Here is a 26647-nt window from a genome sequence, read left to right as displayed (position 1 = left end):
CTTCAGGCCGTCTCGGCCATGGCCGGTCGGTTCGCCGACCGGGCGTCTTCGAGCGCCGCCAGGAGATCCCGGGCGCGATGGGCGGAGGTGTGCTCGGCCAGGACGCGCTCGCGCGCCCGCCGGCCGATGGCGGCGATCTCCCCGGACGGGCGGTCGATGGCGGCGAGCGCGTCCTCGGTCGAGCGCGCGATCAGGATCTCGCGGCCGGGCTCGAAAAAGCTGTCCAGCCCCTCCCAGGAATCCGACAGGAGCGCGGCCCCGCAGGCCGCCGCCTCGAACAGCCGCCCCGACGGGCACCAGCCCATCTCGGCCATGGCCCGGCGGGTCACGTTCAGGGTCAGCCGCGACGAGGCGTAGAAGGCCGGGTGCTCGGCCGGCGGCAGGTGGCGGACGAAGTAGATGTTGTCCGTCCAGGGAAAGTCCGGCGGATATTGCGCGCCGGCGATGAGGAACCGCTGGCCGGGGCGCCGGCGGGCCGGCTCGACGAAAAGCGCCTCGAGCGCCGCCTGCCGGTCCTGCGCATAGGTGCCCAGATAGGAGAGGTCGGCGGCGAAGCGGTCCAGCGGCGCGTCGGGACGGTGCGCCTGCGGGTCCACATGGCCGTAGAGCGGCGCCACCCGGCGCGCCCCGAGCCGGGACCGCAGCGCGGCGAGCGCCTCGCCGCCGGTGTAGCTCAGCACGAGGTCGAAATCCCGCAGCCCGCGCGGCCCGATGGCCTTCACGTCGGCGCCGCCCTCGATGAGGCTGAGCGTCACCGGCGTGTCGAGGTCGTAGAAGACAGACAGCGGCCGCGGCGCGTCGAGCATCAGGGCGGTGGCCTCGACCCCATGCGGGCAGAAGCTCGTCGCCATGGCGACGTCGGCGTCGGCCAGCTCGCGGCGGGCGCGGGCGGCCGCCTCCGGCCAGTCGGCGTAGAGCACGAGCTCGCCGTTGGGCAGCGAGTAGAGGTCGCGGTTGTCGGCGTAATAGGGCGTGTCGTGCTCGAAGAAGACGACCCGATGGCCCTGCGCGGCGAGCGCCCGGATCAGCCCGCGCCAGAGCGTGGCGTGGCCGTTGCCCCAGGACGACGACACCGTCAGGCCGAAGATCACGATCTTCATGCGCGCGGCTCCTCGTTGAGGCGGTGCAGGCGGCAGCCCCATTCGCCCATCACAAGCGTGGTCACGGACCCCGGCGCGATCTCGATGCGGCTCCAGGCGTCGAGCCCGAGGCCGAGCCCGAACAGCACCAGCGCGCGCAGCGGCTCGGCATGGGCCACGAGCGCGACGCCGGCGCCCGGATGCCGGGCGACGAGCGACAGGGCGCAGCGCGCCACGCGGGCCTGGACCTCGACGGCGCTCTCGCCGCCGGGGGCGCAGGCCAGGCTGCGGTTCTGGTTCCAGCGGGTCCAGGCGGGATCGGAGGCGAGGTCCTCGAAGCTGCGGCCGGTCCACTCGCCGGCGTCGAGCTCCTGGAGGTCGTCGTCGGTCGTCACCGGCAGGCCCAGGCGCCGGGCGATCGGCTCCGCCGTCTCTTGCGCCCGCTCCAGCGGGCTGGCGTGGATCGCCGCGACGCTCTCGCCGGACAGCCGCTCGGCCGCCCATTCGGCCTGGCGCCGCCCTTCGGCCGAGAGGCGCACGCCCGGCGTGCGGGCGCTCAACACCCGGTTCACCTGGTCATGCGCGCCATGGCGGACGAGGAACAGCGTGGTGGTCACGGCCGGGCCCCTTCGGGGACGCGAAACGCCGTCATCATGACGCCTCGCCGGCGACGAAGCGGATCGTCCGCTCGCGCGCCTCGGAGTCGGTGAACTGCTGCGGCGGCGATTTCATGAAATAGCTGGAGGGTCCGGTCAGCGCGCCGCCTACGCCCCGGTCGAGCGCCAGCTTGGCGCAGCGCACCGCGTCGATGACGATCCCGGCCGAATTGGGCGAATCCCAGACCTCGAGCTTCAGCTCGCAGTTGAGCGGCACGCCGCCGAAGGTGGTGCCCTCCATGCGGATGTAGCACCACTTGCGGTCGGTCAGCCACGGCACGTGGTCGCTCGGTCCGACATGGATGTCGCCGGGCGCCAGAGGCGCGTCGAGCTGGCTCGCCACCGATTGCGTCTTGGAGATCTTCTTCGATTCCAGCCTCTCGCGCTCCAGCATGTTCTGGAAGTCGGCGTTGCCGCCGAAATTCAGCTGGTAGGTGCGGTCCAGCCGCACGCCGCGCTCCTTGAACAGGTTGGTCAGCACCCGGTGCACGATCGTGGCGCCGACCTGGCTCTTGATGTCGTCGCCCACGATGGGCAGGCCGCGCTCCTCGAAGCGCCTCGCCCAGTCCTTGTTGGAGGCGATGAACACCGGGATGCAGTTGACGAAGGCGCAGCCCGCCTCCAGCGCCCGCTCGGCGTAGAACTCGGTCGCCTGCTGCGACCCGACCGGCAGGTAGGAGACCAGCACGTCCGTCCTGGACCGGCGCAGGATGTCGGTCACGTCGCTCACCGGCGCGTCGGACTCGGCGATCTCGTCGCGCATGTAGCGGCCGATGCCGTCGAGCGTGGGCCCGCGGTTCACCTGGACCCCGGTGGGCTCGGGCCTGGCGAAGCGCTCTGTGTTGTTGGGCTGGACGAAGATCGCCTCGCTGACGTCGCGGCCGACCTTGGCGGCGTTCACGTCGAAGGCGGACGCGATCTCGATGTCCCCCACCCGGTACCCGCCGAGCTCGACGTTCATGAGGCCCGGCACGGGCTCGTTGGCGACGGCGTCCCGGTAGTAGGTCAGGCCCTGCACGAACGAAGACGCGCAGTTGCCCACGCCCACGATGCCGACGCGGAGTGTGTTGCGGCTCATGACGCTGCTTCCTTTCTGTGCGGGCGCCGCCGGAGGGCGGACGCCGTTGGCCGGGCGCGGCCGTCCCGGATCGCCCGGGTCGGACCCGGGCGCGTCAGACCCGCGCGTCCTCGGCGAGCGCGAAGGCGGCGCGGTTCGCCGGGCGGGCCTGGCCCCTGTCGTGCTCGTCGGAGAACCACGCGATGGTCGATTCCAGCCCCTTCTCCAGGGAGGTGACGGGCGCCCAGCCGAGGAGCTCGCGCGCGATCGTGATGTCGGGCCGGCGGCGGCGCGGATCGTCGACCGGCAGGGGCCGGCGAACCACCGCCGACGACGACCCCGTCATGGCCAGGACCAGCTCGACCAGGTCGCTGACCCTGAGCTCGTTGGGATTGCCGAGATTGACCGGGCCCTTCAGCGGCCCGTCATGGCGCATCAGCGCCGTCAGGCCCGTCACCAGGTCGTCGACATAGCAGAAGGACCGCGTCTGGGAGCCGTCGCCATAGACCGTGATGTCCTCGCCGGCGATCGCCTGCGTCACCACGTTGGAGACCACGCGTCCGTCGTCCGGGGCCATCCGGGGACCATAGGTGTTGAAGATCCTGGCGACCCGCACCGAGGCGCGGCCGGCACGCTCGAAGTCGAAGGTGAGGGCCTCGGCGGCCCGCTTTCCTTCGTCGTAGCAGGCGCGCGGCCCGATCGAGTTCACGTTGCCCCAGTAGCTCTCGCGCTGGGGATGGACCTCGGGGTCGCCATAGACCTCGCTGGTCGAGGCCAGCAGGAAGCGCGCGCCCGTGTCCTCGCACAGCCGCAGGAGATTGCGGCTGCCGAGCACGCTGGTCATCATCGTGTGCTCGGGATCCGCCTGGTAGTGGGGCGGCGAGGCCGGGCAGGCGAGGTTGTAGACGAAGTCGATCTGGCCCTTGGACTGCCGCAGGACGCGCGCCGGAACGGGATCGATGATGTCGGCTTCGATCAGGTCGAAGAGCGGCTCGCGCTCCAGATGGCGAAGGTTGAGCTTACGTCCTGTCTTGAGATTGTCGATGCAGATCACGTGTGCGCCGTCGGCTAGCAGGGAGTCGCAAAGATGCGATCCGACGAAACCTGCACCACCGGCGACGAGGACCAGCTGTCGTCTTCCGTTTTTCATGGTCGGAACCTCTCGCTGTGTTGCCAGCCAACGCGGAACGTTTGTAGTTGGTTCAAACTTTTCGTCAGGGAATTCCGATATTTGGTGGCTTGGGCTCGGAATCCCCTCAAGACGGATCGAATCGGGACGGAGTCGACGGGTGGGAGGCGGTCAGGCGGGCAGCGTCGCGGATCGTCGCACCGGCTGGCGCGCCGCCACGATCGCGTCGAGGAGGTGGGTCTCGAGCTCCTGCGCCCTGTGGCGGGCGCTGTGTCCGCGCAGCACGCGCGACAGCGCCTGCTCGGCGACGCTGCGCCGGCGCGTCTCGTTCCAGCGCGTCAGGACATGCAGGACGTCGTCGGCGTCATCGGCCAGCGCGATCTCCTCGCCAGGCGTGAACAGCGTGTCCAGCCCGTCCCAGACATCCGAAATGATGGGCGTTCCGCAGGCGGCGGCCTCGAACAGGCGCACGCTCGGGCTGTATCCCGCCCGCACCATGTCGGCGCGCGTGACGTTCAGCGTGTACCGGCTGGAGCCGTAGAAGGCGGGATGCGCGTCCGGCGGCACATGCTCGACCCGGTCGACATTCGCCGGCCAGTCGATGTCGGCCGGATATTGCGGGCCCGCCACCACGAAGCGCAGATGCGGGGCCTGCCGGGCCGGCTCGATCAGCAGCCTGTCCAGCACCGGCTGCCGGTCCGGGCTGTAGGTGCCCAGATAGGAGAGGTCATAGGTCTTGGGCGCGTCCGTCGGTCGATACGCGTCGGTGTCGACCGAGCAGTAGAGCGCCCGGGCGGCGGGCGAGCCCCAGCGCCGCTCCAGGGTCCGCAGCGTGGGTCCGCCCGTGAAGGACAGGTAGACGTCGTAGCCCGGGATCAGCTCCGGGGAGAGATATTCCTGGTCGCCGCGCTCCAGCCGCGCCAGCGTGACCGGCGTGTCGATGTCGTAGAAGGCCGTCACGCCCCGGGCCGTGCGCTGCGCGAAGCGCCCCGCCGCGACCCCGTCCGGCACATAGGAGCCGACGATGACGGCGTCCGCGCGGGCGATCTCGGGCGCCCAGCCTTCCAGGGCGGCCAGGTCCGGATAGAGCGCGAAGCGGCAGAAATCCGGCTCCGGCATGTCCCGGTGCCGCGCATACCAGGGCTGGTCGCGCTCCAGGAAGAGGATGTCGTGCCCGCGTTCCGCGAAGGCGCGCAGCAGCGCCCTGTAGGTCGTCGCATGCCCGTTTCCCCAGCTGGACGAGAGGCTGAGGCCGAGCACGACGACCGTGAGGGGTCGGGATGCGGGAGACGCGATCATGCGGCGCTCCGGCCCCGGGTCCGGGCCGCCTCTTCCTTCAGGATCGCGTCGACCTGGGCTCCGCGCTTGGCGTAGGTGTGCTCCGCCAGGATGCGGTCGCAGGCGCGCCGGCCGATGGCCTCGGCGCGTTCGCGGGTCAGCCCGTCCAGGTGCTGGATCACGTCCTGCCCGTCGCGCGCGACCAGCACCTCCTCGTCCGGCTTGAGGAAGAGCTCGATGCCCTCCCAGGCGTCGGTGATCAGGCAGGCGCCGGCCCCTGCCGCCTCGAAGACGCGCGTCGCCGGCGAGAAGCCGATCTCCGCCATGCTGTCGCGGGCGATGTTGAGCACGGCGAGCGGCGTGCGGTTGAAGGCGTTGTGCTCGCGCGTATAGACGTGGCCGATGCGCCGCACATTGGCCGACATGGGCTTGTCCTCCCAGCCGGCCCCGCCGATCAGGAACGACTTGGCGGCCAATTTCGCGGCCGGCTCCAGGAAGAACTGCTCGACCCGCCGCTCGCGGTCCGGCAGGCGGTTGCCCAGGAAGCCGAGGTCGCCGGCGAAGCGCGGCTCGGGGGCCACCGGATGGTGGGTCGCGGGATCGAGCGCATTGTAGATCGGCACGCAGCGCCGGGCGCCGAAGCCCTCATAGGCCCGCACCACGGGCGGCCCGCCCCCATAGGTGAAGACGAGGTCGAGCGAGGGCAGCACGCGCCGCAGCGGATGACGCTCGTAGCCGCGCATCTCCGCCAGGGTGGCGGGCGCGTCGACGTCCCAGAAGATCCGGATGGCGTCCGGCCGGGAGGCCGCGACCACGCCCTCCAGGAGCTCGTCGTCGAAGACCCCGACGCCGCTGGCCTTGACGACCACGTCCGCGCTCGCCGCCTCGGCGACGACGCCCCGCATGGCCTCCTCGGTCGCCGGGTAGACCTTCACCTCCGCCCATTCGGGCGGCTCGATGTCCCGGTGCTTCTGCCGGTCATAGGCGTCAGGCTCGTAGAAGGTGATCCGGTAGCCGCGCTGGGCGAGGTCGAAGAGCATGCCCCGGTAGTAGGTCGCCGCGCCGTTCCAGTACGACGACAGCAGGCTGGAGCCGTAGAACGCGATCTTCATGACATCGTCTCCAGGGACGCGGAGGCGTCTTGATGGGGGTGGGCCGCTTTCGACGCGCCAGGGGCGCCGAGTTCGGCCGCGAAGCCGAGCAGCTCGCGCATCCGGTGCGCGCAGGTGTGCCGGGCCAGGATGGCGGCGAGGCCGCGCTCGGCCAGCCCGCGGCGCAGGTCCGCGTCGGCCGACAGGTCGCGCAGGCGGCGCTCCATCGCGTCGCCGTCGCGCGCCACCAGGAAGTCTTCGCCGGGCGTGAACAGGCCTTCGCTGTCGTCCCAGGGGGCGGACACGAGCGGGATTCCGCACGCCAGCGCCTCGAACACGCGGATCGTCGGGATGCCGGGCAGCATGTCGACATAGAAGCGGCGCGGCACGTGGACGGTCGCCAGATGGCGGGCGAAGACCTCCGGCGCGGCGGCGTTGGGCAGCCACCCGCGATAGCGCGCGCCGTAGCGCCGCAGCATCGCCAGCGCCTCGTCCGGATAGCGCACGCCATGGACGTCGAGGCCCAGGCCGGCCCGCTGCGCCGGCCCGAACAGGAAGCGCTCCAGCTCCTCGGTGCGCTCGCCGTCGCCCCAGTTGCCGATCCAGACGAGGCCCTCGCGCTCGCCTTCGACGGCCGGCGGGTGGAACAGCCGGACGTCGGCGGCTTCGTGCCAGACATGGACGCGCCCGCCCCAGCCCCAGCCGCGATAGACCTCGGCCAGCGTCTCGCCGAAGGCGAGCACGCCGTCATAGCCGTCGAGGTCGAAGGCCGTGATGGCGTCCGGGTCGCTGACGGTGCGGTGATGGGTGTCGTGGAACAGGAGCCGGAACCGGGCGCCGTTGCGCCGCTCGCGCCCCAGCGCGGCGACGAGCCAGGGCTCGTTCCACTCGTGCGCGACCACGAGCTCGGCGCCGTCGACGGCGGCCGCGACGTCGAAGTCGGGGCGGTAGGTCTCGGAGGCCAGCTCCGGGTAGGCGCGCCGGTAGGCGTCGAGGCCAGCCTCGCCGTGGTCGCGCAGCAGGTTCTCCAGGCTCCAGGACCCCGCCGGCTCCCATACCCGCACTTCGTGGCCGGCGTGGATCAGCTCGCGCAGCACGCCGCGCAGAAAATGCGCGTTGCCGTGGTTCCAGCACGAGGCCAGCGAGTGGGTGAAATAGACGACCCTCATGCGGCGCGCTCCCCGGACGCGAGGCCGCGCGCGCCTTCGCCCCAAAGGCCGCGATGGACGTCGAGCACGCCCTCGACCATGCGGGCGAGGGTGTAGCGGCCGGCGCGCTCCTGGGCCGCACGGCCGAGCGCGAGGCGGCGGTCCCGATCGGGCGCGAGGTCGGCGAGCGTCCGCGCCAGCGCGGCGGGGTCGCCGGGCGGCGTGAAGACCGCGGCGCCGTCCCACAATTCGCGGAAGGTCGGGATGTCGGAGAGCGCCAGCGCGCATCCGGCCTGGGCGGCCTCCAGCACGGCGAGGCCGAACGGCTCGTAGAGGGCCGCCGAGCAGAACACCGGGCGCCGCGCATAGCGCTCCGCCATCTCGGCGCCGGACAGTCCGCCCAGCGCGACCATGTCGCTGAGCCGGGCCTGCGCCCCATGCGGGCCGATCAGCGGCCCGGCCGCCCGCACCGCGAACGGCAGCCGTCCCGCCGCTTCGTCGAGGACCGCAGCCCCCTTGGCGTCGTCCCAGAGGCGGCCGGCGGTGAACACGGCCTGTTCGAGCGGGCCGTCGTCGGAGCGGCCGCCCGGGCGCTCCGGCGCGGCGCGCCCGTTATGCACCGCGATCGGCGCGCCCCGGCCGCCCGGGCGGTCGAGCCCATAGGCCTCGGCGGTGGCGGCCGCGAAGGCGCGGCTCGGCGCCAGGACGGCGTCGGCCCGCTCCAGCCCGCGCGCCGTCCTGGCGATGCGCCAGGCGAAGTCGTGCGGAATGGGCGCGTCGCCGCGGACCGCCCGCCACCATGTCGCCAGGCAGGAATGGTTCACCGCCGCGACCGGGCGGTCGAACGCCGCGCCCGCCGCCAGGGCGGGAGCGTGCGCGTGGACGCTGTCGACGCCGGCGTCCCGCGCCAGCCGGGCGAGGGCAAGGGACGCGTCGTCGAGCTCGGCCTCGGTGTCGGCCGTCCAGTCCAGCGGCGCACCGGTCTCGACCAGTTCGAGGCCCGGGACGGCGGCCGCGGCGGCGCGCTGCAGCGGATCGGGCGCCGGGCCGAGAACGGCCAGCACCACCTCGACATCCCTGTCGGCGAGGCCCCGCGCAAGATCGAGAGCGTAGGTCCACACGCCGCCGACAGCGTCGGCCGTGACCAGGATGCGACGGCGGGACGCGTTCACCCGTTCGCCCGCCTCTGCTTCATCGGCCCGCTCACGACGCCGCCTCCAGCCGGGAGTCGACGTTCTGCGGCGCCGGGGCCGCGCGCCCGGCCCTGGACGAGCGTTCGCCCTCCAGCCAGGCCGCCAGCCTGGCGACGCCGTCGCGCCAGGGCGCGGGTTCGCCGAGGCCCAGCGCGGAGCGCGCCCGGCTCGGGTCGGACACGTAGTAGCGCTGGTCGCCGGCGCGCCAGTCGGAGTAGCGGGTCTCGACCTTGCGGCCGACCAGATCCTCGATATGGGCGATGAGCTGGCGCAGGCTGATGGCGTTGTCGGGCCCGCCGCCGAGATTGAAGGCCTGCCCGGACACCGCGTCGATGCGGCGCCAGCAGGCCATGTAGGCGTCCACCGCGTCCTTGACGTCGAGCACGTCGCGGACCTGCCGGCCGTCGCCATAGATGCTGATCGGCTCGCCCGCGAGCGCCCGGATCAGGAAATGCGCGACCCAGCCCTGGTCCTCGGTGCCCATCTGGCGCTGGCCGTAGATGCAGCTCATGCGCAGCACCGCCGTGGGCAGGCCGTAGCTGCGCGCATAGTCCAGCACATACTGGTCCGCCGCGCCCTTGGAGCAGCCATAGGGCGTGTGGAAGTCGAGCGGCCGCTCCTCCGAGACGCCGCGGGCGCGCAGGGCGGGATCGGTCGGCGCGTAGGCGTCGCCCTCCAGCGCCAGCGGCACGTCGGCGAGGTCGCCATAGACCTTGTTGGTCGAGGCGAATACGACGGGCGTGCGCCGGCCGGTCGCGCGCAGCGCCTCCAGGACGTTCAGCGTGCCCTGCAGATTGATGGCGAAGTCGTCCCGGGGATCGGTCAGGCTGGTGGTGACCGCCACCTGGGCGGCGAAATGGAACACCGCCGCCGCCTCCTGCGCGGCGGACGCCAGGGCGCCGGCGTCGCGGATGTCGGCCTTCACGGACCGGATGCGGCCGCCGTGCCGCTCCTGCAGCCAGGCCAGGTTGCGCTCCACCCCCGGCCGGGACAGGGCGTCGTAGACGATGACGTCGCGGCCTTCGCCGGCGATGCGGTCGGCCAGGTTCGAGCCGATGAAGCCCGCCCCGCCCGTGATCAGGACGGGTCCGCCCGGACCGTCAGGAGGGCCGCCCATCATGCGACCAGCCCCCGGCGCTCCAGCTCCTGCCGGGCTTCGTTGACCCGGTCGTCGGCCTTCTGCTGCGCCACCCACTCGGCCAGCTCGGCCAGGCCTTCGGAGAAGTCCTTGCGGGCCGTGAAGACGAGTTCGTCGCGCGCCTTGGAGATGTCGCAGAAGCAGTGCCGGATGTCGCCGATGCGGGCCTTGCCGACCGTCTCGGGCGTCAGCTCCGGCCGGCCCATCGCCTGCGCCAGCATCTCGCCGATCTGCAGGATCGAGCGGTCCGCCCCGCTGCCGACATTGTAGACCTGCCCGGCCGCCTGTGGATGTTCGAGCGCCAGCAGGAACGCCCGGGCGACGTCCTCGACATGGACGAAGTCGCGGCGCTGCTGGCCGTCCTCGAACACCATCGGGCGCTGCCCGTTGAGGATGCGCGACGCGAAGATCGCCAGCACGCCCGTATAGGGGTTGGAGAGCGCCTGCCCGGGCCCGTAGACGTTGAAGAGCCGCAGCGCGACGCCTTCCATCCCGTAGGCCGGAGCGACCGTCAGCGTCAGCCGCTCCTGCACGTATTTCGTCAGGGCGTAGACCGAGGCGAGCGTCGGGCGCTTCCACTCGGGCGTCGGCAGCGGCGTCAGCGCGCGGCCCTGCGCGTCCAGCGGATCCCAGCCCTGCGCGTCGGAGGCGCGCGGCTTGCGCTCGGCGTCCTCCACGGCGCGGCCGTCCGCGTCGCGGTAGAGGCCCTCGCCATAGATGCTCATCGACGAGGCGACGACGACGCGCCGCACCTGCCGGTCGATCAGCTTCTGGAACAGCACGGCGGTGCCGAGGTCGTTCACGCCCACATAGCGGTCGACCGCATACATGCTCTGGCCGACGCCGACCTCGGCCGCCAGGTGGATCACGGCGTCCACGCCCAGCAGCGCCCGGCTGATCGCCGCCTCGTCGCGGACGTCGCCGACCACCATCTCGATCTCGCGGTCGAGGTGGTCGGGCGTCTTGCCCTGGTGCACCTGCTCGATGAGGCTGTCCAGGACCCGCACGCGGTAGCCGCGCTGCACGCAGGCCCGGGCGACGTGGCGGCCGATGAAACCGGCCCCGCCGGTGATCAGGATCGCATCCGACACGGGCGGCCTCAGTTCTTGTCGCTGTTGCGATGGATGAACTTGTTGAAGCGGCTGGGCTTGTGCCCCTTGCCGCCCGCCTCGTCCTGATGAAGGAACGCGAGTTCGTTTTCGTCGAACGCCTTGAAGAACTCCTCCCAGGAGATCTCCTCCAGGGATTCGTCCTTTTCGGCGAAGTCGAGACGCAGGATGCCGGGGCCGCCCTTGCCGCCCGAGTCCTTCACCCGGGAGGGACGCCCGCCGCGTTCCTCGGCCCATTTGCGGATCTCGTCGTGATCCGTCGTGACCTTGGCTTCGCTCATGCCGACGCTCCCGATTTTACCTGTTCTGCGGGCCAAACGCGGCCTTTGCTGAATTGGTTCCTTTGTTGCTGAGCGCTACCGGACCCACCGGGAACTCTGTGCGGAAACAGACCGGCAGGCGAAGCTCAAGGCTGATCGGCGAGGTTGGGGCGGGGATGACGCGAGGCGCGGCCTCGAGCGGCCGCGCGGTTCGGGCGTTCAGGGCCTGGGGGCCGCCGGTTCGCGTTCGCGCTGGCAGGCTGCGACGAAACCGCTCATGCGACGCGCCATCTCCGACGCGGCGAGGCGGGGCTCGGCCCGTTCGGCCGCCCTCACCTTGCCCTCGACGCAGCCGCAGGCGGCCGCGCAGACCTGCCCGTTGGCGCCCGAGGCCCGGCAGCTCGCCTCGCAGCTGGTGCGGAAATCGACCGCCGCCGGCGCCCTCGGGGGCGGCTGGACGGCCTGCGCGGCCAGCCAGAGCAGCCCGAAGAACAGCGGCTGGTGGACGAGATAGAGCGCCAGGCTGTGTCGCCCGGCCCAGACGAGGGCGCGGTCGACCGCGCCGTCGGCGCGCCACTGCGCCAGCCGGCGGTCCAGCCCGGACGCGAGGGCGGCGCGGGCCAGCGCCACCCCGGCCAGCGTCAGTCCGAACCAGGGAAACAGCGGCTCGTAGTCATTGGTGCGCGGGACCGTGTCGCCAAGCCCGAGCCAAAGCCATCCCGGGCCGTTCAGCGCCGGGAACCGCACCAAAGCCGGGAGCGCGACGACGAAGGCGGCCGCGGCCGCCGTGACCCAGGGCGGCAGCCGCAGGAACGGCAGCGCCAGCACGCTGGATACGGCGATGCAGTGCAGGACGCCGAAGAAGATGAACTCGTCCGGCGTCGCGAACCAGGTCGCGGCCGTGATGCCGGCGGCGGCGGCCGACACCATGGCGAGCCGGCGCCCGTAGGGCCCGCGCCGCAGCCCGCCGCGGCTCGCCAGCGCCAGCCCGACGCCCACCAGCGCCAGGAAAGATCCGGCGATCGCCTTGGCGAAGGCCCGCCAGGCGGGATCCACCCCGGCCTGAAGGTCGATGAAGTTGAAGAAGCCGAGATCCCACGTGAAGTGGAACACGAACATCGCCGCGATCGCCACGCCCCGGGCGGCGTCCACGATGGGCAGGCGCGGCGAGGTTTTCGGGAGGGCGGCGATCTCGGGGGGTGGGCCGAGGACGGCGGGGGCGCTCATGCGGGTGTTCTACCGTGAATCGCCGGCGCGAGTCGCCACCGCGCAGCGAGGAGATGTCGGCGCAGTCGACGGAGGGGGCGCCCGGGCAGGGCGCGGTCGCCACCCTGCGGCCCCGCGAGACCCGGTCCCTGCGCTCTGGACAAGCGCGTCGACGAGACTTTAGGCTGCAACGATTGCAGAACGGACATTTTTGTCTTACCCTGAGTTTTGTTCCATGGATAAGCGTGATCGCTTCATTGCGGAGATCGCCGCGATGGCGAAGTTGCGGGGGCTTACGATGGCGGTGCGGAAGGATCGGGGCAAAGGCGGACACGCTCTGGTCTTCGTCGGTGATCGGTTCTCGACTTTGCCGAGCCGCGACATCGATCCCAAGACCGCGGCGCGCATTCTCAAGGCCTTGGGGCTGAGGTGACCACGCCATGACCAGGCTGTACGGATACAGGGCCTCTTTCGAGCCGGGCGAGCGGGACGTCATCGTCGTGAGCTTCCCCGACATCCCAGAGGCCGTTTCGGAAGGCGCCGACCTCGACGAGGCGCGCGCCATGGCGGGCGAGGCGCTCGGTTTGGCGCTGCTGACCTATGCGGAACTGGGCCGTCCCTTGCCGCCGGCCTCGCAGGGGCCGGGCGAGTGGACCGCCGTGAGCGCGCCCGTGGCCGCGAAGCTCGCCGTCATCGAAGCCTTTCGTGACGCCGGGATCACGGGGCGCGAACTGGCCTCCCGACTAGGACGCGACGAGCGGGAGGTGCGCCGGATCCTCGATCCGCGGCATCCGACCAAGCTACCGACCCTGACCCACACCCTCTCGGCGCTCGGCCGCCGACTGGTCGTGGGCGTCGAGGATCTGGCCGCGGCGGAATAGCCGCGAAAGCATCTTCGTCTCTGCGAATGCTACGCCCCTTCCTGCCCTGCCACGCTTCGCGAGAGGGTTTCAAACGATAAGGCCCGGCGCGGGGCCGGGCCTTCGTTCGATCAGTTCAGCAGCGCGCCCTTGGGCGGGGCGTCCGGCGACACCAGCACGTCGCCGATGATCAGCCCGTCAGGGCCGGCCGTGACCGGCACGTGCTCGCCGTCCTTGATCGAGCCGGACAGGATCAGCTCGGCGAGCGGGTCCTGCACGTTCTTCTGGATGACGCGCTTCAGCGGGCGGGCGCCGTAGGCGGGATCGTAGCCCTTGGCGGCCAGCCAGTCGCGGGCCGTGGAGTCGAGCTCCAGCACGAGCTTGCGCTCGTCCAGCAGCTTCTGCAGGCGCTCGAGCTGGATGTCCACGATGGCGCCCATCTGGTCGCGCTGCAGCCGGTGGAACAGGATGATCTCGTCCACCCGGTTCAGGAATTCCGGCCGGAAATGCGAGCGCACCACGCTCATCACCTCGTCGCGGACCGCGTCCGTGTCCTCGCCCTCGCGCTGGTTCACCAGGAACTCCGCCCCGAGGTTGGAGGTCATGATGATCAGCGTGTTGCGGAAGTCCACTGTCCGGCCCTGGCCGTCGGTGAGCCGTCCGTCATCCAGAACCTGGAGCAACACGTTGAACACGTCCGGATGCGCCTTCTCGATCTCGTCGAACAGCACCACCTGGTAGGGCCGCCGGCGGACGGCCTCGGTGAGGGCGCCGCCCTCCTCGTAGCCGACATAGCCGGGAGGCGCGCCGATGAGCCGGGCCACCGAGTGCTTCTCCATGTACTCGGACATGTCCATGCGCACGAGCGCGGTCTCGTCGTCGAACAGGAAGCTGGCCAGCGCCTTGGTGAGCTCCGTCTTGCCGACGCCCGTGGGGCCGAGGAACATGAACGAGCCGATCGGCCGGTTCGGATCCTGCAGCCCGGCGCGGGCGCGCCGCACCGCGGTCGAGACGGCGGCCACCGCCTCCGCCTGGCCGACGACGCGCTTGGCGATCTGCTCCTCCATCTTGAGCAGCTTCTCGCGCTCGCCCTCCAGCATCCGGTCGACCGGCACGCCGGTCCAGCGCGACACCACCTGGGCGACGTCGTTGGCCGTCACGGCTTCGGCCACCAGCGCGGTGTTCTCGCGCCCCTCGACCTCCTTCAGGGCCTTTTCGAGGTCCGGGATCACCCCATAGGTCAGCTCGCCGGCGCGCTGGTACTCGCCGCGGCGCTGCGCGTTGGCGAGTTCGGTGCGGGCCTGCTCCAGCTGCTCCTTGATCTTCTGGGCGCTGCCGAGCTTCTCCTTTTCGGCCTTCCAGCGGGCCGTCAGCGCGGCGGACTTCTCCTCAAGGCCGGCGAGCTCCGTCTCCAGGCGGCCGAGGCGGTCGCGCGAGGCCGGGTCGGTCTCCTTCTTCAGAGCCTCCTGCTCGATGCGCAGCTGCACGATGCGCCGGTCGAGCTCGTCGAGCTCCTCGGGCTTCGAGTCGACCTGCATGCGCAGGCGCGAGGCCGCTTCGTCGACGAGGTCGATGGCCTTGTCGGGCAGGAAGCGGTCGGCGATGTAGCGGTTCGACAGCGTCGCGGCCGCCACGATGGCCCCGTCCGTGATGCGCACGCCGTGGTGGAGCTCGTACTTCTCCTTCAGGCCGCGCAGGATCGACACCGTGTCCTCCACGGTGGGCTCGCTGACGAAGACGGGCTGGAAGCGCCGCGCCAGGGCGGCGTCCTTCTCGACGTGCTTCCTGTACTCGTCGAGCGTGGTCGCGCCGATGCAGTGCAGCTCGCCGCGGGCGAGCGCGGGCTTCAGCAGGTTGGAGGCGTCCATGGCGCCGTCCGCCTTGCCGGCTCCTACCAGCGTGTGCATCTCGTCGATGAACAGGATGATGCCGCCCTCGGCCGAGGTCACCTCGTTGAGCACGGCCTTCAGCCGCTCCTCGAACTCGCCGCGATATTTCGCGCCGGCGATCAGCGAGCCCATGTCGAGGGCGAGCAGCTGCTTGTCCTTCAGGCTCTCGGGCACGTCGCCGTTGACGATGCGCAGCGCCAGGCCTTCCGCGATGGCGGTCTTGCCGACGCCGGGCTCGCCGATCAGCACCGGGTTGTTCTTGGTGCGGCGCGACAGGACCTGGATGGCGCGGCGGATCTCCTCGTCGCGGCCGATCACCGGGTCGAGCTTGCCGTCGCGGGCCGCCTGGGTCAGGTCGCGGGCGTATTTCTTGAGCGCGTCATAGGCGTTCTCGGCCGTGGCGTTGTCGGCCGTGCGGCCCTTGCGCAGCTCGTTGATGGCGGCGTTGAGGTTCTGCGGCGTGACGCCGGCGCGGGCCAGGATCTTGCCCGCCTCCATGTCCTTCTCGGTCGCGAGCGCGAGCAGCAGGCGCTCGACCGTGACGTAGCTGTCGCCGGACTTCTGGGCGATCTTCTCGGCCGTGTCGAACAGGCGCACGAGATCGCGCGTGGGCTGCGGCTGCGAAGCCGCGCCGGACACTTTCGGCATCTTGGCGAGCGCCTGCTCGACGCCGGCCAACGCCTGCTTGGCGTCGCCACCGGCGCGGGTGACGAGCCCGGAGGCCAAGCCTTCCGTGTCCTCCAGGAGCACCTTCAGGAGGTGCTCGGGGCCGAGCTGCGGGTGTCCCTCCCGCATGGCGAGGGTTTGCGCGGACTGGACGAAGCCCTTTGCGCGATCGGTGTACTTTTCAAAATCCATGTGGTCCTCCTACGGCCGCGCTTCGATTCCGCCCGTCAGGCGCGGTCATGCGCTCCGTCCATGACGGCCCCTCGAAGAGGCGGCCGCCTGACGGATAGATAGGTGTGACATTTCGACAACGGAAGGGGTCCCATGGGAAGCGGCTCTCAACACTTCGGTCTCGGCGAAGCCCGGATCGCAGCCCTCCACCGATACCCGGTCAAGGGCCTGTCGCCCGAGAGCCTGGACGCCGTGCAGGTGACGCCGGGCGATCCCTTCCCGCATGACCGCCGCTACGCCATCGAGAACGGACCCTCCGGCTTCGACGCCCGGAACCCCGCCCATCTGCCCAAGATCACGTTCCTGATGCTGATGCGCAACGAGGCCCTGGCCCGGCTTCGAACCCGGTTCGATCCCGAGACGACGACCTTGACCATCCACGATGGCGCTGACATGGCGGCCACGGGCGATCTGTCACGGCCGGAGGGCCGGGCCGCCATCGAGGACTTCTTCGCCCGCTTCTCGGCCGCGGACCTGCGCGGGGCGCCCCGCGTGCTGGAGGCGCCGGACTTCAGCTTCTCCGACACGCCGCGGCGGGTGGTGTCGATCATCAACCGCGCCAGCGTCCAGGATCTCGAGCGCAGGCTGGGCGTCCCGGTCGATCCCCTCCGCTTCCGCGGCAATGTGCTGGCGGAGGGCTGGCCCGCCTGGGCGGAGCTCGACCTCGTCGGCGCCGAGCTGCGCTCGACAACGGGCGTCCGGCTCACGGTGGTGAAGCGGATCCAGCGCTGCGCCGCCACCAATGTCGACCCGACGACGGCCGAGCGCGACATGAACATCCCGGCCACGCTTCAGCGCGCCTTCGATCACGCCGATTGCGGCGTCTACGCCGAAGTGACCGGCGGCGGAACGCTCTCGCTCGGGGACACGTTGGCGCTCGGATAGGCGAAACGGCTTCGCCCCGCTCCCGCCGCAGTCTACGGCCCGAATGCGCAGGGGCTCCGGCGCCGGCCCGAGCGACCGGCGCATGCGCGCCCCGGTCGCGGCCGGCGGGGGTGGCGGGGCCGCCGCCCCATGCTAGGCTCGCCACATGGGGCCAGAGGAGCCGCGATGAGCGAAGACGCGCAGGGCGTGACGCCCGCCTCCCAAGCCGAGCGCGCCCGCCAGGTGGCGGCGCGGATCGCAAGGCTCGCCCGGCGGGCCTCGCTGACGCTCGCCTGGGAGCGGTCCTGGCCGTGGCTGGCGCTGGCCTTGACCGCCGTGGCGCTGTTCGTCGCCCTGTCCTGGCTCGGCCTGTGGCTGGCGACGCCTTCCTGGGCCCGCGTGGTCGGCGTCGCGCTGCTCGGCCTCGCGCTGGGCGCGGCGGCGGTGGGCGCGCTGCGGGCTCCGCGGCCGACCTGGCGCGAGAGCCTCGCGAGGCTCGACTCCGATTCCCGCCTGGCGCACCGCCCGGCGACGGCCTTGACGGACGAACTGGCCATCAACACGTCCGATCCGGGCACCCGCGCCCTGTGGGAGGCGCACCGCGCCCGCATCCTCGACTCCGCCGCGCGGCTGACCGTGGGCGCCCCCGCCCCCCGCCTCGCCGACCGGGACCCCTGGGCCATTCGCTTCGGCGTCGCGCTCGCCCTCGTGGCGGCCTATTTCGTCGCCGGCCCGGAGCGCGAGGCGCGCCTGATGGCCGCCTTCGACTGGTCGGGCCGCGGCGTCCAGCAGGTCGCCTTCCGCCTCGACGGCTGGATCGATCCGCCGGGCTACACCCAGTTTCCTCCGATGCTGCTCGACCTGAAGGCCGGGCCGGACGGCGCCGCCCCGGCCCCGAAGGTCCGGGCTCCGGTGCGCTCGACCCTGGTGGTCCGCGCCTCGGACGCCCACGACCTGACGCTCTCGGCGAGCGGCGGGCTGGAGGTCCCCAAGGATCCCGCCGACGCGCCGGCCGGAGCCGCAGCGCCCGTCAGGCCGGCGGCGCCGGCCGCCGCGGGCAAGCCCGCCCCGGGCGCCGTCAAGGCCAACGCCCCCGGCGACAAGCCGGCGGATGCGAGCCGGGAGAGCCGCTGGACCGTAACGGGCGACGGCCTTCTCACGGTCAAGCGCGGCGGCGCGACCCTGGCCTCGATCGCGATCACGTCGATCCCCGACAGGCCGCCCTCCATCGAGCTGACGGCCGAGCCGCAGACGGCCGAGCGCGGCGGCTTCACCATCCCGTACGAGATCAAGGACGACTATGGCGTCGTTTCCGCCGAAGCGCGCTTCGGCAAGCTGATTCGCGGCGGCAAGGCCGTCGAGCCCAAGCGCCCGCCTTTGGTGCCCGCCCCGCAGGCCGCCCTGACGCTGCCGGGCGGCGACAACCGCGACGGCGAGACCCGCACGACCGTGGACCTCTCCGACCATCCCTGGGCCGGCGCCCGCGTCGAGATGACTCTCGTCGCCAAGGACGAGATCGGCCAGGAGGGCCACAGCACCTCCATCAACGTCACCCTGCCGCAGCGCCCGTTCAGCAAGCCCCTCGCCAAGGCGCTCGTCGAGCAGCGGCGCGACCTGATCCTCGATCCCGCCGGGCGGCGGCGCGTCTACGACGCCCTGCAGGCCCTGATGATCGCGCCGGAGCAGTTCACCCCCGACGCTTCCGTCTATCTGGGCCTGCGCACCGCCGCGACCCGGCTGCGCGTCGCCCGGGCCGACGCGGACCTGATCTCGGTGGCCGACCTCCTGTGGGAGATGGCCCTGCAGGTGGAGGACGGCGACGTCACCGACGCCGAGAAGGCGCTTCGGCAGGCGCAGGAGAACCTCAAGAACGCGCTCGACAAGGGCGCGACCGAGCAGGAGCTGAAGCGCCTCACCCAGGAACTCCGACAGGCGCTGGACCGCTACCTGCGCGAATACGCCGAGCAGATGCTGAAGAACCGGGATCCCAACCAGCAGCAGAGCCGGATGGACCCGAACACCCGCATGATCACGCCGCGCGACCTCAAGAGCATGCTCGACCGCATGGAGGAGATGGCCCGCAAGGGGGACATGGAGAGCGCCCAGCGCATGCTGGACCAGCTCAAGAACATCCTCGAGAACCTGAAGACGGCCCGCCCCGGCCAACGCCAGATGGACCAGGGCCAGCAGCAGATGGAGCAGGCGCTCGACGATCTCGACAAGATGACCCGCGAGCAGCAGGAGTTGCGTGACAAGACGTTCCGCGAAGGCCAGCGCCAGCGCGAGGCCCGCCGCGGCGACGGCCAGAAGCCCCAGCAAGGCCAGCGCCAGCGCGGCCAGCAGCAGGGACAGAAGGGTCAGAAGGGCCAGCCCGGCCAGAAGGGCCAGCCGGGTCAGCAGGGTCAGCAGGGCGAGCCCGGCGACCAGGGCGACGGCGACGAGCAGGGCGACCAGATGGGCCAGGGCGACGGCGACCAGGAGGGCATGGAGGGGCTCGGCCAGCGCCAGCAGGCCCTTCGCCAGCAGCTCCGCGAGCTGCAGCGCCGCATGCGCGAGAACGGCATGAACGGCGAGCAGGGACTCGCCGACGCCGAGGACGCCATGCGCCAGGCCGAGGAGTCCATGGGCCGCGGCGAGGACGGCCCGGCGGTCGACCAGCAGGGCCGCGCCCTGGAGGGACTGCGCCGCGGCGCGCAGGGCATGGCCCAGCAGATGCAGCAGGGCGACGGCTCGCAGCAGGCCGAGGGCGACCCGAACGGACCGGGCCAGCCCGGCAACCGGCGGGCGCAGTCCTCCGAGCCGAACGACGACCCGCTCGGCCGCCCGACGCCGACGACCGAGGCGGGCGACCGCTCCAAGTTCCGCCGCGGCGGCAAGGGCGGCACCCTGGAGCAGCGCGCCCGCGAGGTCATGGAGGAGCTGCGCCGCCGCCTTGGCGATCCCAACCGCCCGCAGGACGAGCTGGACTACCTCCAGCGGCTCCTGCCCGTGAACTGAGGCCGGGTCCGGGGCCCGGTCCCGGCGATCCGGCGACCAACGGCCGCGCTTGGCGCGTGGCGGCGATGCGACTAGATGTCAGCGTGATCGGCGGCGCGCCCCGCCCTGTCCGATCCAGTCGGGAGCCCGCAGGTGGCCGTCATCCTCAACAACGCCGTGCCTTTCGCCATGGGGGGCGTCGTCCTCGTGCTCCTCATGGGCTTCATCAACATGTTCAGGGGCGGCAGCCCGAACACCTCGCAGCGTCTGATGCGTTGGCGAGTAGGGCTGCAATTCTTGACAATTGTATTGGTTCTCGTCGCGATTTGGGCGCGAGGCTGACAAATAGGACACGAAATCTTCCCCTTTTCAGGTTGCACAAAGGCGCGATTCTCTTCCAGGATGCGCCCCGTAAAGGCCGGGCCTGGCGGCTTTACGCTCTGTTAACCATACGGGTGGATCACTCGTCTGCGGAGAGCGCATGCGATCACATCTGCACCTCACAGCCGTGCTGGCCATGGTCGCCGCCGCGTCGGGCGACGCCGGCGCCGCGGACTACCTGACGTCCCCCTCGGTGCGCGCCGCCCCGGCCAACCCGTTCCTGTCGGAGTTCCGGGTGGGCGGCTTCGCGCATGACCCGTGGAGCCCCGAATCCGGCAGCGTCGACGTCAACGCCGAGTTGCTCTTCGCCAAGCCGATCGTCCTCAACGACCCGCTCTGGAACAGCTTCGTTCCGCGCCCCCATCTCGGCGCCACGATCAACACCCAGGGCGACACCAGCCACGTCTATGCGGGCCTCACCTGGACGTTCGAGGTGACGCAGCGGATCTTCTTCGAGACCTCGTTCGGCGGCTCCTTCAACAACGGCACGGCCGGCCCCGTGACCCCCGTGGGGCGCTCCGCCATGGGCTGCCACGCCGCCTTTCGCGAATCCGCCTCGCTCGGCTACCGCATCACCGAGAACCTCAGCGTGATGGGCACCGTCGAGCACGTCTCCAATTCGGGGATCTGCAGCGACAATCGCGGCCTCACGAATGTCGGAATGCGGGTGGGCTACAGCTTCTGAGCCGCTATAAACCCCGCCGGGACAGCGTGTCCCGGGAGGCCTGTCGATGATTCGGCTCAACAAGATCTACACCCGCACGGGCGACGACGGCTCCACGGGCCTGGGCTCGGGGGAGCGCCGGCCCAAATACGACCTTCGGGTCGAAGCCTATGGCACGGTCGACGAGACCAACGCCACGATCGGGCTGGCGCGCCAGCACACCGGCGGGGCCCACCCCGTCGTCGACGAGATGCTGGCCCGCATCCAGAACGACCTCTTCGACCTGGGCGCCGACCTGTGCACGCCCGACGCCGGCAAGCCGCTCGACTACGAGCCGCTGCGCATCATCGACGCCCAGGTCGACCGGCTCGAGGCCGAGATCGACATCCTCAACGCCGAGCTCGACCCGCTCAGGTCCTTCGTGCTGCCGGGCGGCTCTCCCGCCGCCGCCGCCCTGCATCTGGCCCGCACCGTGAGCCGCCGCGCCGAGCGCCTGATGGTGCATCTCGCGGCGACGCCGGGCGAGACCGTCGGCGCGCCGGCCCTGCGCTACGCCAACCGCCTCTCCGACTTCCTGTTCGTCGCGTCCCGCCACGTCAACGACAGGGGGTCGGGCGACGTGCTCTGGGTCCCGGGAAAGACGCGGTAGCATGTTCCTGCCGCTCCGCGACCAGATCCCGCTGCGGCGCCTCAAGGCCGCGCACGTCACCAGGCTGATCCTGCTGGTCACCACGCTGGTCTGGCTGGGAACCTGGTCCGGCCTCATCGCCGGCGGGATCGACCCCGCGGCCCTCATGGGCGGCGTGATCCCGGCCGTGCTCTGGGGCCAGGCGGCGTTGCCGCCGAGCTACGACCTGATCCCGGCGCCGCTGACGCTGGTCACCACCATCGTCCTGCACGCCGGCTTCGTTCACCTCGTCGGCAACATGCTGTTCCTCCAGGTCTTCGGCGACAATGTGGAGGACTCGATGGGCCACGCCGCCTTCCTGGGCTTCTACATCGTCTGCGGGGCCGCCGGAGCGCTGCTGCACGCCGTCATGGACCCGGCGAGCGAGCATCCCCTGATCGGCGCGTCCGGGGCGGTGGCGGGCGTGATCGGGGCCTATCTGGTGCTGCATCCGCGCGCCCAGATCTGGGGCCTGATGCTGAACCTGATCCCCATGCGGATCAGCGCCGCCTGGATGCTCGGCCTCTGGATCGCCGTCCAAATCTACCACGCCGTCTCGGGCGACGAGGCCAGCACCGCGTGGTGGGCCCATGTGGGCGGCTTCGCGACGGGCCTCGCCTTGATCCCGTGGTTGCGGCGTCTCCCGTCCGACGCCGTCGCGCCGCCCGCCTGACGGGTCCCGGAATGGCCCGCCACGGGCGGGGACACGCGGCCACATAGGCGTTTCGGCGCGTTGACAAGGCTTCGGGCCCGCCATTACGGTCGCCGCCTGCCTGTTTGGATGATGGACGGGATGCGCGCCGCGCTCCCCGGAGGAGAGACGATGAAGGTCCTCGTGCCCGTGAAGCGGGTGGTCGATTACAACGTGAAGATCCGCGTCAAGGCCGATGGGTCGGGCGTCGAGCTCGCCAATGTGAAGATGTCGATGAACCCCTTCGACGAGATCGCCGTCGAGGAAGCGCTGCGCCTCAAGGAGGCCGGCAAGGCGACCGAGGTCGTGGTCGTCTCCATCGGCCCGGCCCAGGCCGCCGAGACCATCCGGACGGGCCTCGCCATGGGGGCGGACCGCGGCGTCCTGGTGAAGACCGAGACCACGACCGAGCCGCTCGCGGTGGCCAAGATCCTGAAGGGCGTGGTGGAGGCCGAGCAACCCTCGCTGGTGATCCTCGGCAAGCAGGCCATCGACGACGACTGCAACCAGACCGGCCAGATGCTCGCCGCCCTGCTGGGCTGGCCGCAGGGCACCTTCGCGTCCAAGGTGACGCTCGGCGACGGCTCGGTCGAGGTCACCCGCGAGATCGACGGCGGCCTGCAGACGGTCGACCTGAAGCTCCCCGCGATCGTGACCACGGACCTGCGGCTCAACGAGCCGCGCTACGCCTCCCTGCCCAACATCATGAAGGCGAAGAAGAAGCCCATCGACGAGAAGACCGCCGCCGACTACGGCGTCGACGTCTCGCCGCGCCTGAAGGTGCTCAAGACCACCGAGCCGCCGGGCCGCAAGGCGGGGGCCAAGGTGGCCTCCGTCGAGGAGCTCGTCGCCAAGCTGAAGAACGAAGCGGGAGTGATCTGATGCCGACCCTGCTCCTCGCCGATCACGACAACGCCTCCCTCAAGGACGTCACCGCCAAGGCGCTGACCGCCGCCAAGGCGCTGGGCGGCCCCGTCCATGTGCTCGTCGCCGGCTCCGGCGCGCAGGTGGCCGCCGAGGCCGCCGCCCGGCTGGACGGCGTCGAGAAGGTGCTGCTGGCCGACGCGCCGGCCTATGAGCACCCGCTCGCCGAGCCGCTCGCGGCGCTGATCGTCAGCCTCGCCGGCGGCTACGACGCCATCGTGGGCTCGTCGACCTCCGCCGCCAAGAACGTCATGCCGCGCGTCGCCGCGCTGCTCGACGTCATGCAGGTCTCCGACGTCATCAAGGTGGCGTCCGCCGACACCTTCGAGCGGCCGATCTACGCCGGCAACGCCATCCAGACCGTGCAGGCGACCGACGCCAAGAAGGTCCTGACCGTGCGCACGGCCTCCTTCCAGGCGACCGGCGAGGGCGGATCGGCCCCCGTCGAGGCCGTGGCGGCCGCCGCCGACCCGGGGCTGTCCACCTTCAAGGGCGAGAGCCTGTCGAAGTCGGACCGGCCGGAGCTGACCTCCGCCAAGATCATCATCTCGGGCGGCCGCGCCATGCAGAACGCCGAGAACTTCAAGACCTATATCGAGCCGATCGCCGACAAGCTCGGGGCCGCCATGGGCGCCTCCCGGGCGGCCGTCGACGCCGGCTACGCCCCGAACGACTGGCAGGTCGGCCAGACCGGCAAGGTCGTGGCCCCGGAGCTCTACATCGCGGTCGGCATCTCGGGCGCGATCCAGCATCTCGCCGGCATGAAGGACTCCAAGGTCATCGTGGCCATCAACAAGGACGAGGAAGCGCCCATCTTCCAGGTCGCCGATTACGGCCTGGTGGGCGATCTTTTCCAAATCCTGCCGGAGTTGGACAAGGAGCTGTCCAAATAGACGCCTAGACAGGCGTGCAGGCCGGAGTTCCGGCCCCGCCGGAGCGGTGCTAGACCATTGTCCGCCCTCCTCTCGGACGGGCGATGGTTTAGGGTAGACTGTTCCGCCCGCCGAGGCGGGATTCAGCACGGGTAGAGGACGGCTCCGGCCGCGCAGCAATCATGTCGCTCGAGATTCGCAAGGTGGGCATCATCGGCGCGGGCCAGATGGGCAACGGCATCGCCCAGGTGTGCGCCCAGGCCGGCTACGACGTGATGCTGAACGACATCAGCGAGGAGCGCATCCACGCCGCCATCGAGACGATCGACGGCAACCTCTCCAAGCTGGCCCAGAAGGGCACGATCGAGGACGCCGACCGCCGCCAGGCGATGCAGCGGGTCAAGCCGGCCCGCAGCTATGACGACCTCGGCGCCTGCGACATCGTCATCGAGGCGGCCACCGAGAACGAGGAGGTGAAGCGCAAGATCTTCACCCAGCTCTGCTCGTCGCTGAAGCCGGACGCCATGGTGGCGTCCAACACGTCCTCGATCTCGATCACCCGGCTGGCGTCGGTGACGGACCGGCCCGAGCGCTTCATCGGCATCCATTTCATGAACCCGGTCCCGCGCATGCAGCTCGTCGAGCTGATCCGCGGCATCGCCACCGAGGACCCGACCTTCGAGGCCGCCAAGGAGCTGATCTCCCGCCTCGGCAAGACCGTCACGGTGGCCGAGGATTTCCCGGCCTTCATCGTCAACCGCATCCTGCTGCCGATGATCAACGAGGCCATCTACACGCTCTATGAGGGCGTCGGCTCCGTCGAGGCGATCGACACCGCCATGCGGCTGGGCGCCAATCACCCGATGGGCCCGCTGCAGCTCGCCGACTTCATCGGCCTGGACACCTGCCTGTCGGTCATGCAGGTGCTGCATGAGGGGCTGGCGGATTCCAAGTACCGCCCCTGCCCTCTGCTGGTGAAATATGTCGAGGCCGGCTGGCTCGGCCGCAAGACCCGCCGCGGCTTCTACGACTATCGCGGCGAAAAGCCGATGCCGACCCGCTAGGAGCCCGTCGAAGGGCCGTCGTGGCGCACCGCCGCCTTTGCGCGGGGCGATTCACGGTTTGGCAAGCTGCGGCGGCTAGCCTGTCCGGATGAACCCGATCGGCGCCTTCGACCCCCTGTCCAGCATCGTCACCCTGCAGCAGGACTCCCTGCAGCAGCAGGTCGGGATCGCCATCATGAAGCAGCAGATCACGGCCGAGCGTTCGCTCCTGGAGATCGTCGACGCGGCGTCCCAGGCGGTCGAGGCCTCTCCCGCGCCCGGGACGGGAACCAGGGTCGACATCCGGGCCTGACCGCCGGCCGCCACGTCCCGAAGCCGCGCATGGACCGGCGAGGCTTCACAAGAGCGTCACGAGCCCTATAGACTATCCCCGAGAGGCGGATTCGGCCCGCTCTCGGAGGAGGAGTTCGGTGACGGTCCACGTTCACCAGCCCCACATACATCTGCCGGTGTCGCCGGAAGCCTGTCCGGCGCTGGTGCTCAATGCGGACTACCGGCCGCTGAGCTATTACCCGCTCTCGCTCTGGTGCTGGCAGGACGCCATCAAGGCGGTGTTCCTGGATCGGGTGAACATCGTCTCGCGCTACGACAAGACGGTCCGAAGTCCCACCTTCGAGATGCAGCTGCCCTCGGTCGTCTCGCTCAAGAACTACGTCAAGCCTTCGCGGCATCCGGCCTTCACCCGTTTCAACGTCTTTCTCCGTGACCGTTTCACCTGCCAGTATTGCGGGTCCCGCGAGGACCTGACCTTCGATCACCTGATCCCGCGCTCCAAGGGCGGGCAGACCACCTGGGACAACGTCGTCGCCGCCTGCTCCCCCTGCAACCTGCGCAAGAGCGACAGGATGCCCCGGGAGGTCGGGATGTTCCCCGCCCAGTCTCCGTTCGCGCCGACCGTGAACGACCTCCACCAGAACGGGCGCCTCTTCCCCCCGAACTACCTCCACGAAAGCTGGATGGACTATCTCTACTGGGACACCGAACTGGAGCCCTAGCCGCCCCGCCGCAGAAGCCGGTTCACGCCCGCGCCCCCTCGTCCTTCGAGACGCCATGCTGCGCATGGCTCCTCAGGATGAGGGCGTTGGGGAGGCTGGACCGTTGACAAGCGCCGCAGCGGGCCCCCTCGCCCCGGGACGGGGGAGAGGGCTGGGGTGAGGGGTGGTGGGGATTGGCTGAACGGCGGCCTCGCTGCGCTCTCTATCCATCCAAGAAACTCTCCGTCATCCCCGGCGGCGCGCAGCGCCGGGAATGACGGGGGTGTGGGGCCGGGATGGCGGTGGAGGGCCGCAGCCAGCCCCCTCGCCCCGGAACGGGGAGAGGGCTGGGGTGAGGGGGTGGTGGAGCGTGGCTGGATGTCGGCCCCTCATCCGACCTCGCTGCGCTCGGCTTCCTTCTCCCCGTGCCGGGGAGAAGGAAGCGCGTTTAGCTCCGCGGCCTTTCGGCCCGGAGAGATGGGGTGGAGGGCGGCGCGGAGCGGCGTCGCTGGGGGCCCCACGGCGAGTGGGGTGTGGAAAAGAGAAGCCGGGAGGCCGCCAGGCCCCGCCGCTCCGCGCG

26 protein-coding genes are annotated in these 26647 nt (G+C 70.9%); 13 read left to right on the top strand and 13 right to left on the bottom strand.

Features of this window, described 5'->3' with window-relative positions; all coding sequences use genetic code 11:
• Positions 1-2: 2 nt before the first annotated feature.
• The 12 genes from ACYVO7_RS15685 to ACYVO7_RS15630 form a co-directional block, all read right to left on the bottom strand.
• Positions 3-1100, bottom strand: coding sequence for a CgeB family protein (locus ACYVO7_RS15685; protein ID WP_460450747.1), 1098 nt, complete (start codon positions 1098-1100; stop codon positions 3-5).
• Positions 1097-1696 carry a histidine phosphatase family protein gene (locus ACYVO7_RS15680; protein ID WP_460450746.1) on the bottom strand — a complete coding sequence of 200 codons (600 nt, stop codon included), beginning with the start codon at positions 1694-1696 and terminating at the stop codon, positions 1097-1099. The genes ACYVO7_RS15685 and ACYVO7_RS15680 overlap by 4 nt, the downstream gene beginning before the upstream one ends.
• Before the next feature lie 34 nt (positions 1697-1730).
• Positions 1731-2813: an inositol-3-phosphate synthase gene (locus ACYVO7_RS15675; RefSeq protein WP_460450745.1), complete on the bottom strand. Its 1083-nt coding sequence runs from the start codon at positions 2811-2813 to the stop codon at positions 1731-1733.
• A gap of 94 nt (positions 2814-2907) precedes the next feature.
• A complete protein-coding gene (locus ACYVO7_RS15670) occupies positions 2908-3942 on the bottom strand; it encodes a UDP-glucuronic acid decarboxylase family protein (RefSeq protein WP_460450744.1) in 1035 nt (344 codons plus the stop codon).
• A 150-nt stretch (positions 3943-4092) separates the two neighbouring features.
• Positions 4093-5220, bottom strand: a complete 1128-nt coding sequence (locus tag ACYVO7_RS15665) for a CgeB family protein (RefSeq protein ID WP_460450743.1) — start codon at positions 5218-5220, stop codon at positions 4093-4095.
• A complete protein-coding gene (locus ACYVO7_RS15660; protein ID WP_460450742.1) occupies positions 5217-6311 on the bottom strand; it encodes a CgeB family protein in 1095 nt (364 codons plus the stop codon). Before ACYVO7_RS15660 ends, ACYVO7_RS15665 begins: the two co-directional genes overlap by 4 nt.
• A complete protein-coding gene (locus ACYVO7_RS15655; protein WP_460450741.1) occupies positions 6308-7459 on the bottom strand; it encodes a CgeB family protein in 1152 nt (383 codons plus the stop codon). Before ACYVO7_RS15655 ends, ACYVO7_RS15660 begins: the two co-directional genes overlap by 4 nt.
• A complete protein-coding gene (locus ACYVO7_RS15650; RefSeq protein ID WP_460450740.1) occupies positions 7456-8610 on the bottom strand; it encodes a glycosyltransferase family 4 protein in 1155 nt (384 codons plus the stop codon). Before ACYVO7_RS15650 ends, ACYVO7_RS15655 begins: the two co-directional genes overlap by 4 nt.
• Before the next feature lie 31 nt (positions 8611-8641).
• Complete coding sequence (locus tag ACYVO7_RS15645) at positions 8642-9748, bottom strand: NAD-dependent epimerase/dehydratase family protein (protein ID WP_460450894.1); 1107 nt, start codon at positions 9746-9748, stop codon at positions 8642-8644.
• The gene (locus tag ACYVO7_RS15640; RefSeq protein ID WP_460450739.1) at positions 9748-10860 is read right to left on the bottom strand and encodes an NAD-dependent epimerase/dehydratase family protein; all 1113 of its coding nucleotides are present in this window, start codon (positions 10858-10860) and stop codon (positions 9748-9750) included. Before ACYVO7_RS15640 ends, ACYVO7_RS15645 begins: the two co-directional genes overlap by 1 nt.
• Before the next feature lie 8 nt (positions 10861-10868).
• A complete protein-coding gene (locus ACYVO7_RS15635) occupies positions 10869-11159 on the bottom strand; it encodes a hypothetical protein (protein WP_406855068.1) in 291 nt (96 codons plus the stop codon).
• Between the two features lie 198 nt (positions 11160-11357).
• Positions 11358-12365 (bottom strand): DUF1624 domain-containing protein, encoded by a 1008-nt coding sequence (locus ACYVO7_RS15630; protein WP_460450738.1) that lies wholly within the window; start codon positions 12363-12365, stop codon positions 11358-11360.
• A 214-nt stretch (positions 12366-12579) separates the two neighbouring features.
• On the opposite strand from ACYVO7_RS15630, the gene ACYVO7_RS15625 reads away from it, so the two are divergent.
• Positions 12580-12777 carry a hypothetical protein gene (locus ACYVO7_RS15625; RefSeq protein ID WP_460450737.1) on the top strand — a complete coding sequence of 66 codons (198 nt, stop codon included), beginning with the start codon at positions 12580-12582 and terminating at the stop codon, positions 12775-12777.
• A gap of 7 nt (positions 12778-12784) precedes the next feature.
• A complete protein-coding gene (locus tag ACYVO7_RS15620; RefSeq protein WP_460450736.1) occupies positions 12785-13225 on the top strand; it encodes a type II toxin-antitoxin system HicB family antitoxin in 441 nt (146 codons plus the stop codon).
• Positions 13226-13335: 110 nt separating this feature from the next.
• Here the strand turns inward: ACYVO7_RS15620 and clpB are convergent, their stop codons facing one another.
• Positions 13336-15951 (bottom strand): ATP-dependent chaperone ClpB, encoded by a 2616-nt coding sequence (clpB, locus tag ACYVO7_RS15615; protein ID WP_460450735.1) that lies wholly within the window; start codon positions 15949-15951, stop codon positions 13336-13338.
• Between the two features lie 132 nt (positions 15952-16083).
• On the opposite strand from clpB, the gene ACYVO7_RS15610 reads away from it, so the two are divergent.
• From ACYVO7_RS15610 to ACYVO7_RS15560, 11 genes are all read left to right on the top strand, one after another.
• Positions 16084-16875 carry an MOSC domain-containing protein gene (locus ACYVO7_RS15610; RefSeq protein ID WP_460450734.1) on the top strand — a complete coding sequence of 264 codons (792 nt, stop codon included), beginning with the start codon at positions 16084-16086 and terminating at the stop codon, positions 16873-16875.
• A gap of 165 nt (positions 16876-17040) precedes the next feature.
• Complete coding sequence (locus tag ACYVO7_RS15605; protein ID WP_460450733.1) at positions 17041-19851, top strand: TIGR02302 family protein; 2811 nt, start codon at positions 17041-17043, stop codon at positions 19849-19851.
• A gap of 132 nt (positions 19852-19983) precedes the next feature.
• Positions 19984-20172, top strand: coding sequence for a twin transmembrane helix small protein (locus ACYVO7_RS15600; RefSeq protein WP_460450732.1), 189 nt, complete (start codon positions 19984-19986; stop codon positions 20170-20172).
• A 139-nt stretch (positions 20173-20311) separates the two neighbouring features.
• On the top strand, positions 20312-20896 hold the full coding sequence (locus ACYVO7_RS15595) for an acyloxyacyl hydrolase (protein ID WP_460450731.1): 585 nt from the start codon (positions 20312-20314) through the stop codon (positions 20894-20896).
• A 46-nt stretch (positions 20897-20942) separates the two neighbouring features.
• Positions 20943-21524, top strand: coding sequence for a cob(I)yrinic acid a,c-diamide adenosyltransferase (locus ACYVO7_RS15590; protein WP_460450730.1), 582 nt, complete (start codon positions 20943-20945; stop codon positions 21522-21524).
• A gap of 1 nt (position 21525) precedes the next feature.
• On the top strand, positions 21526-22215 hold the full coding sequence (locus ACYVO7_RS15585) for a rhomboid family intramembrane serine protease (protein WP_460450729.1): 690 nt from the start codon (positions 21526-21528) through the stop codon (positions 22213-22215).
• Between the two features lie 150 nt (positions 22216-22365).
• Positions 22366-23115 carry an electron transfer flavoprotein subunit beta/FixA family protein gene (locus tag ACYVO7_RS15580; protein WP_460450728.1) on the top strand — a complete coding sequence of 250 codons (750 nt, stop codon included), beginning with the start codon at positions 22366-22368 and terminating at the stop codon, positions 23113-23115.
• Positions 23115-24050, top strand: a complete 936-nt coding sequence (locus tag ACYVO7_RS15575) for an electron transfer flavoprotein subunit alpha/FixB family protein (RefSeq protein ID WP_460450727.1) — start codon at positions 23115-23117, stop codon at positions 24048-24050. Before ACYVO7_RS15580 ends, ACYVO7_RS15575 begins: the two co-directional genes overlap by 1 nt.
• A 161-nt stretch (positions 24051-24211) precedes the next feature.
• Positions 24212-25093 carry a 3-hydroxybutyryl-CoA dehydrogenase gene (locus ACYVO7_RS15570; protein ID WP_460450726.1) on the top strand — a complete coding sequence of 294 codons (882 nt, stop codon included), beginning with the start codon at positions 24212-24214 and terminating at the stop codon, positions 25091-25093.
• 88 nt (positions 25094-25181) lie between these two features.
• The gene (locus tag ACYVO7_RS15565; protein WP_460450725.1) at positions 25182-25385 is read left to right on the top strand and encodes a putative motility protein; all 204 of its coding nucleotides are present in this window, start codon (positions 25182-25184) and stop codon (positions 25383-25385) included.
• 118 nt (positions 25386-25503) lie between these two features.
• The gene (locus ACYVO7_RS15560) at positions 25504-26088 is read left to right on the top strand and encodes an HNH endonuclease (RefSeq protein WP_460450724.1); all 585 of its coding nucleotides are present in this window, start codon (positions 25504-25506) and stop codon (positions 26086-26088) included.
• Positions 26089-26647: the final 559 nt, after the last annotated feature.

The organism is Alsobacter sp. SYSU BS001988 (assembly GCF_054796215.1).
Note: the sequence above shows the minus strand (reverse complement) of the source record. Positions and strands in the feature narration are given on the sequence as shown.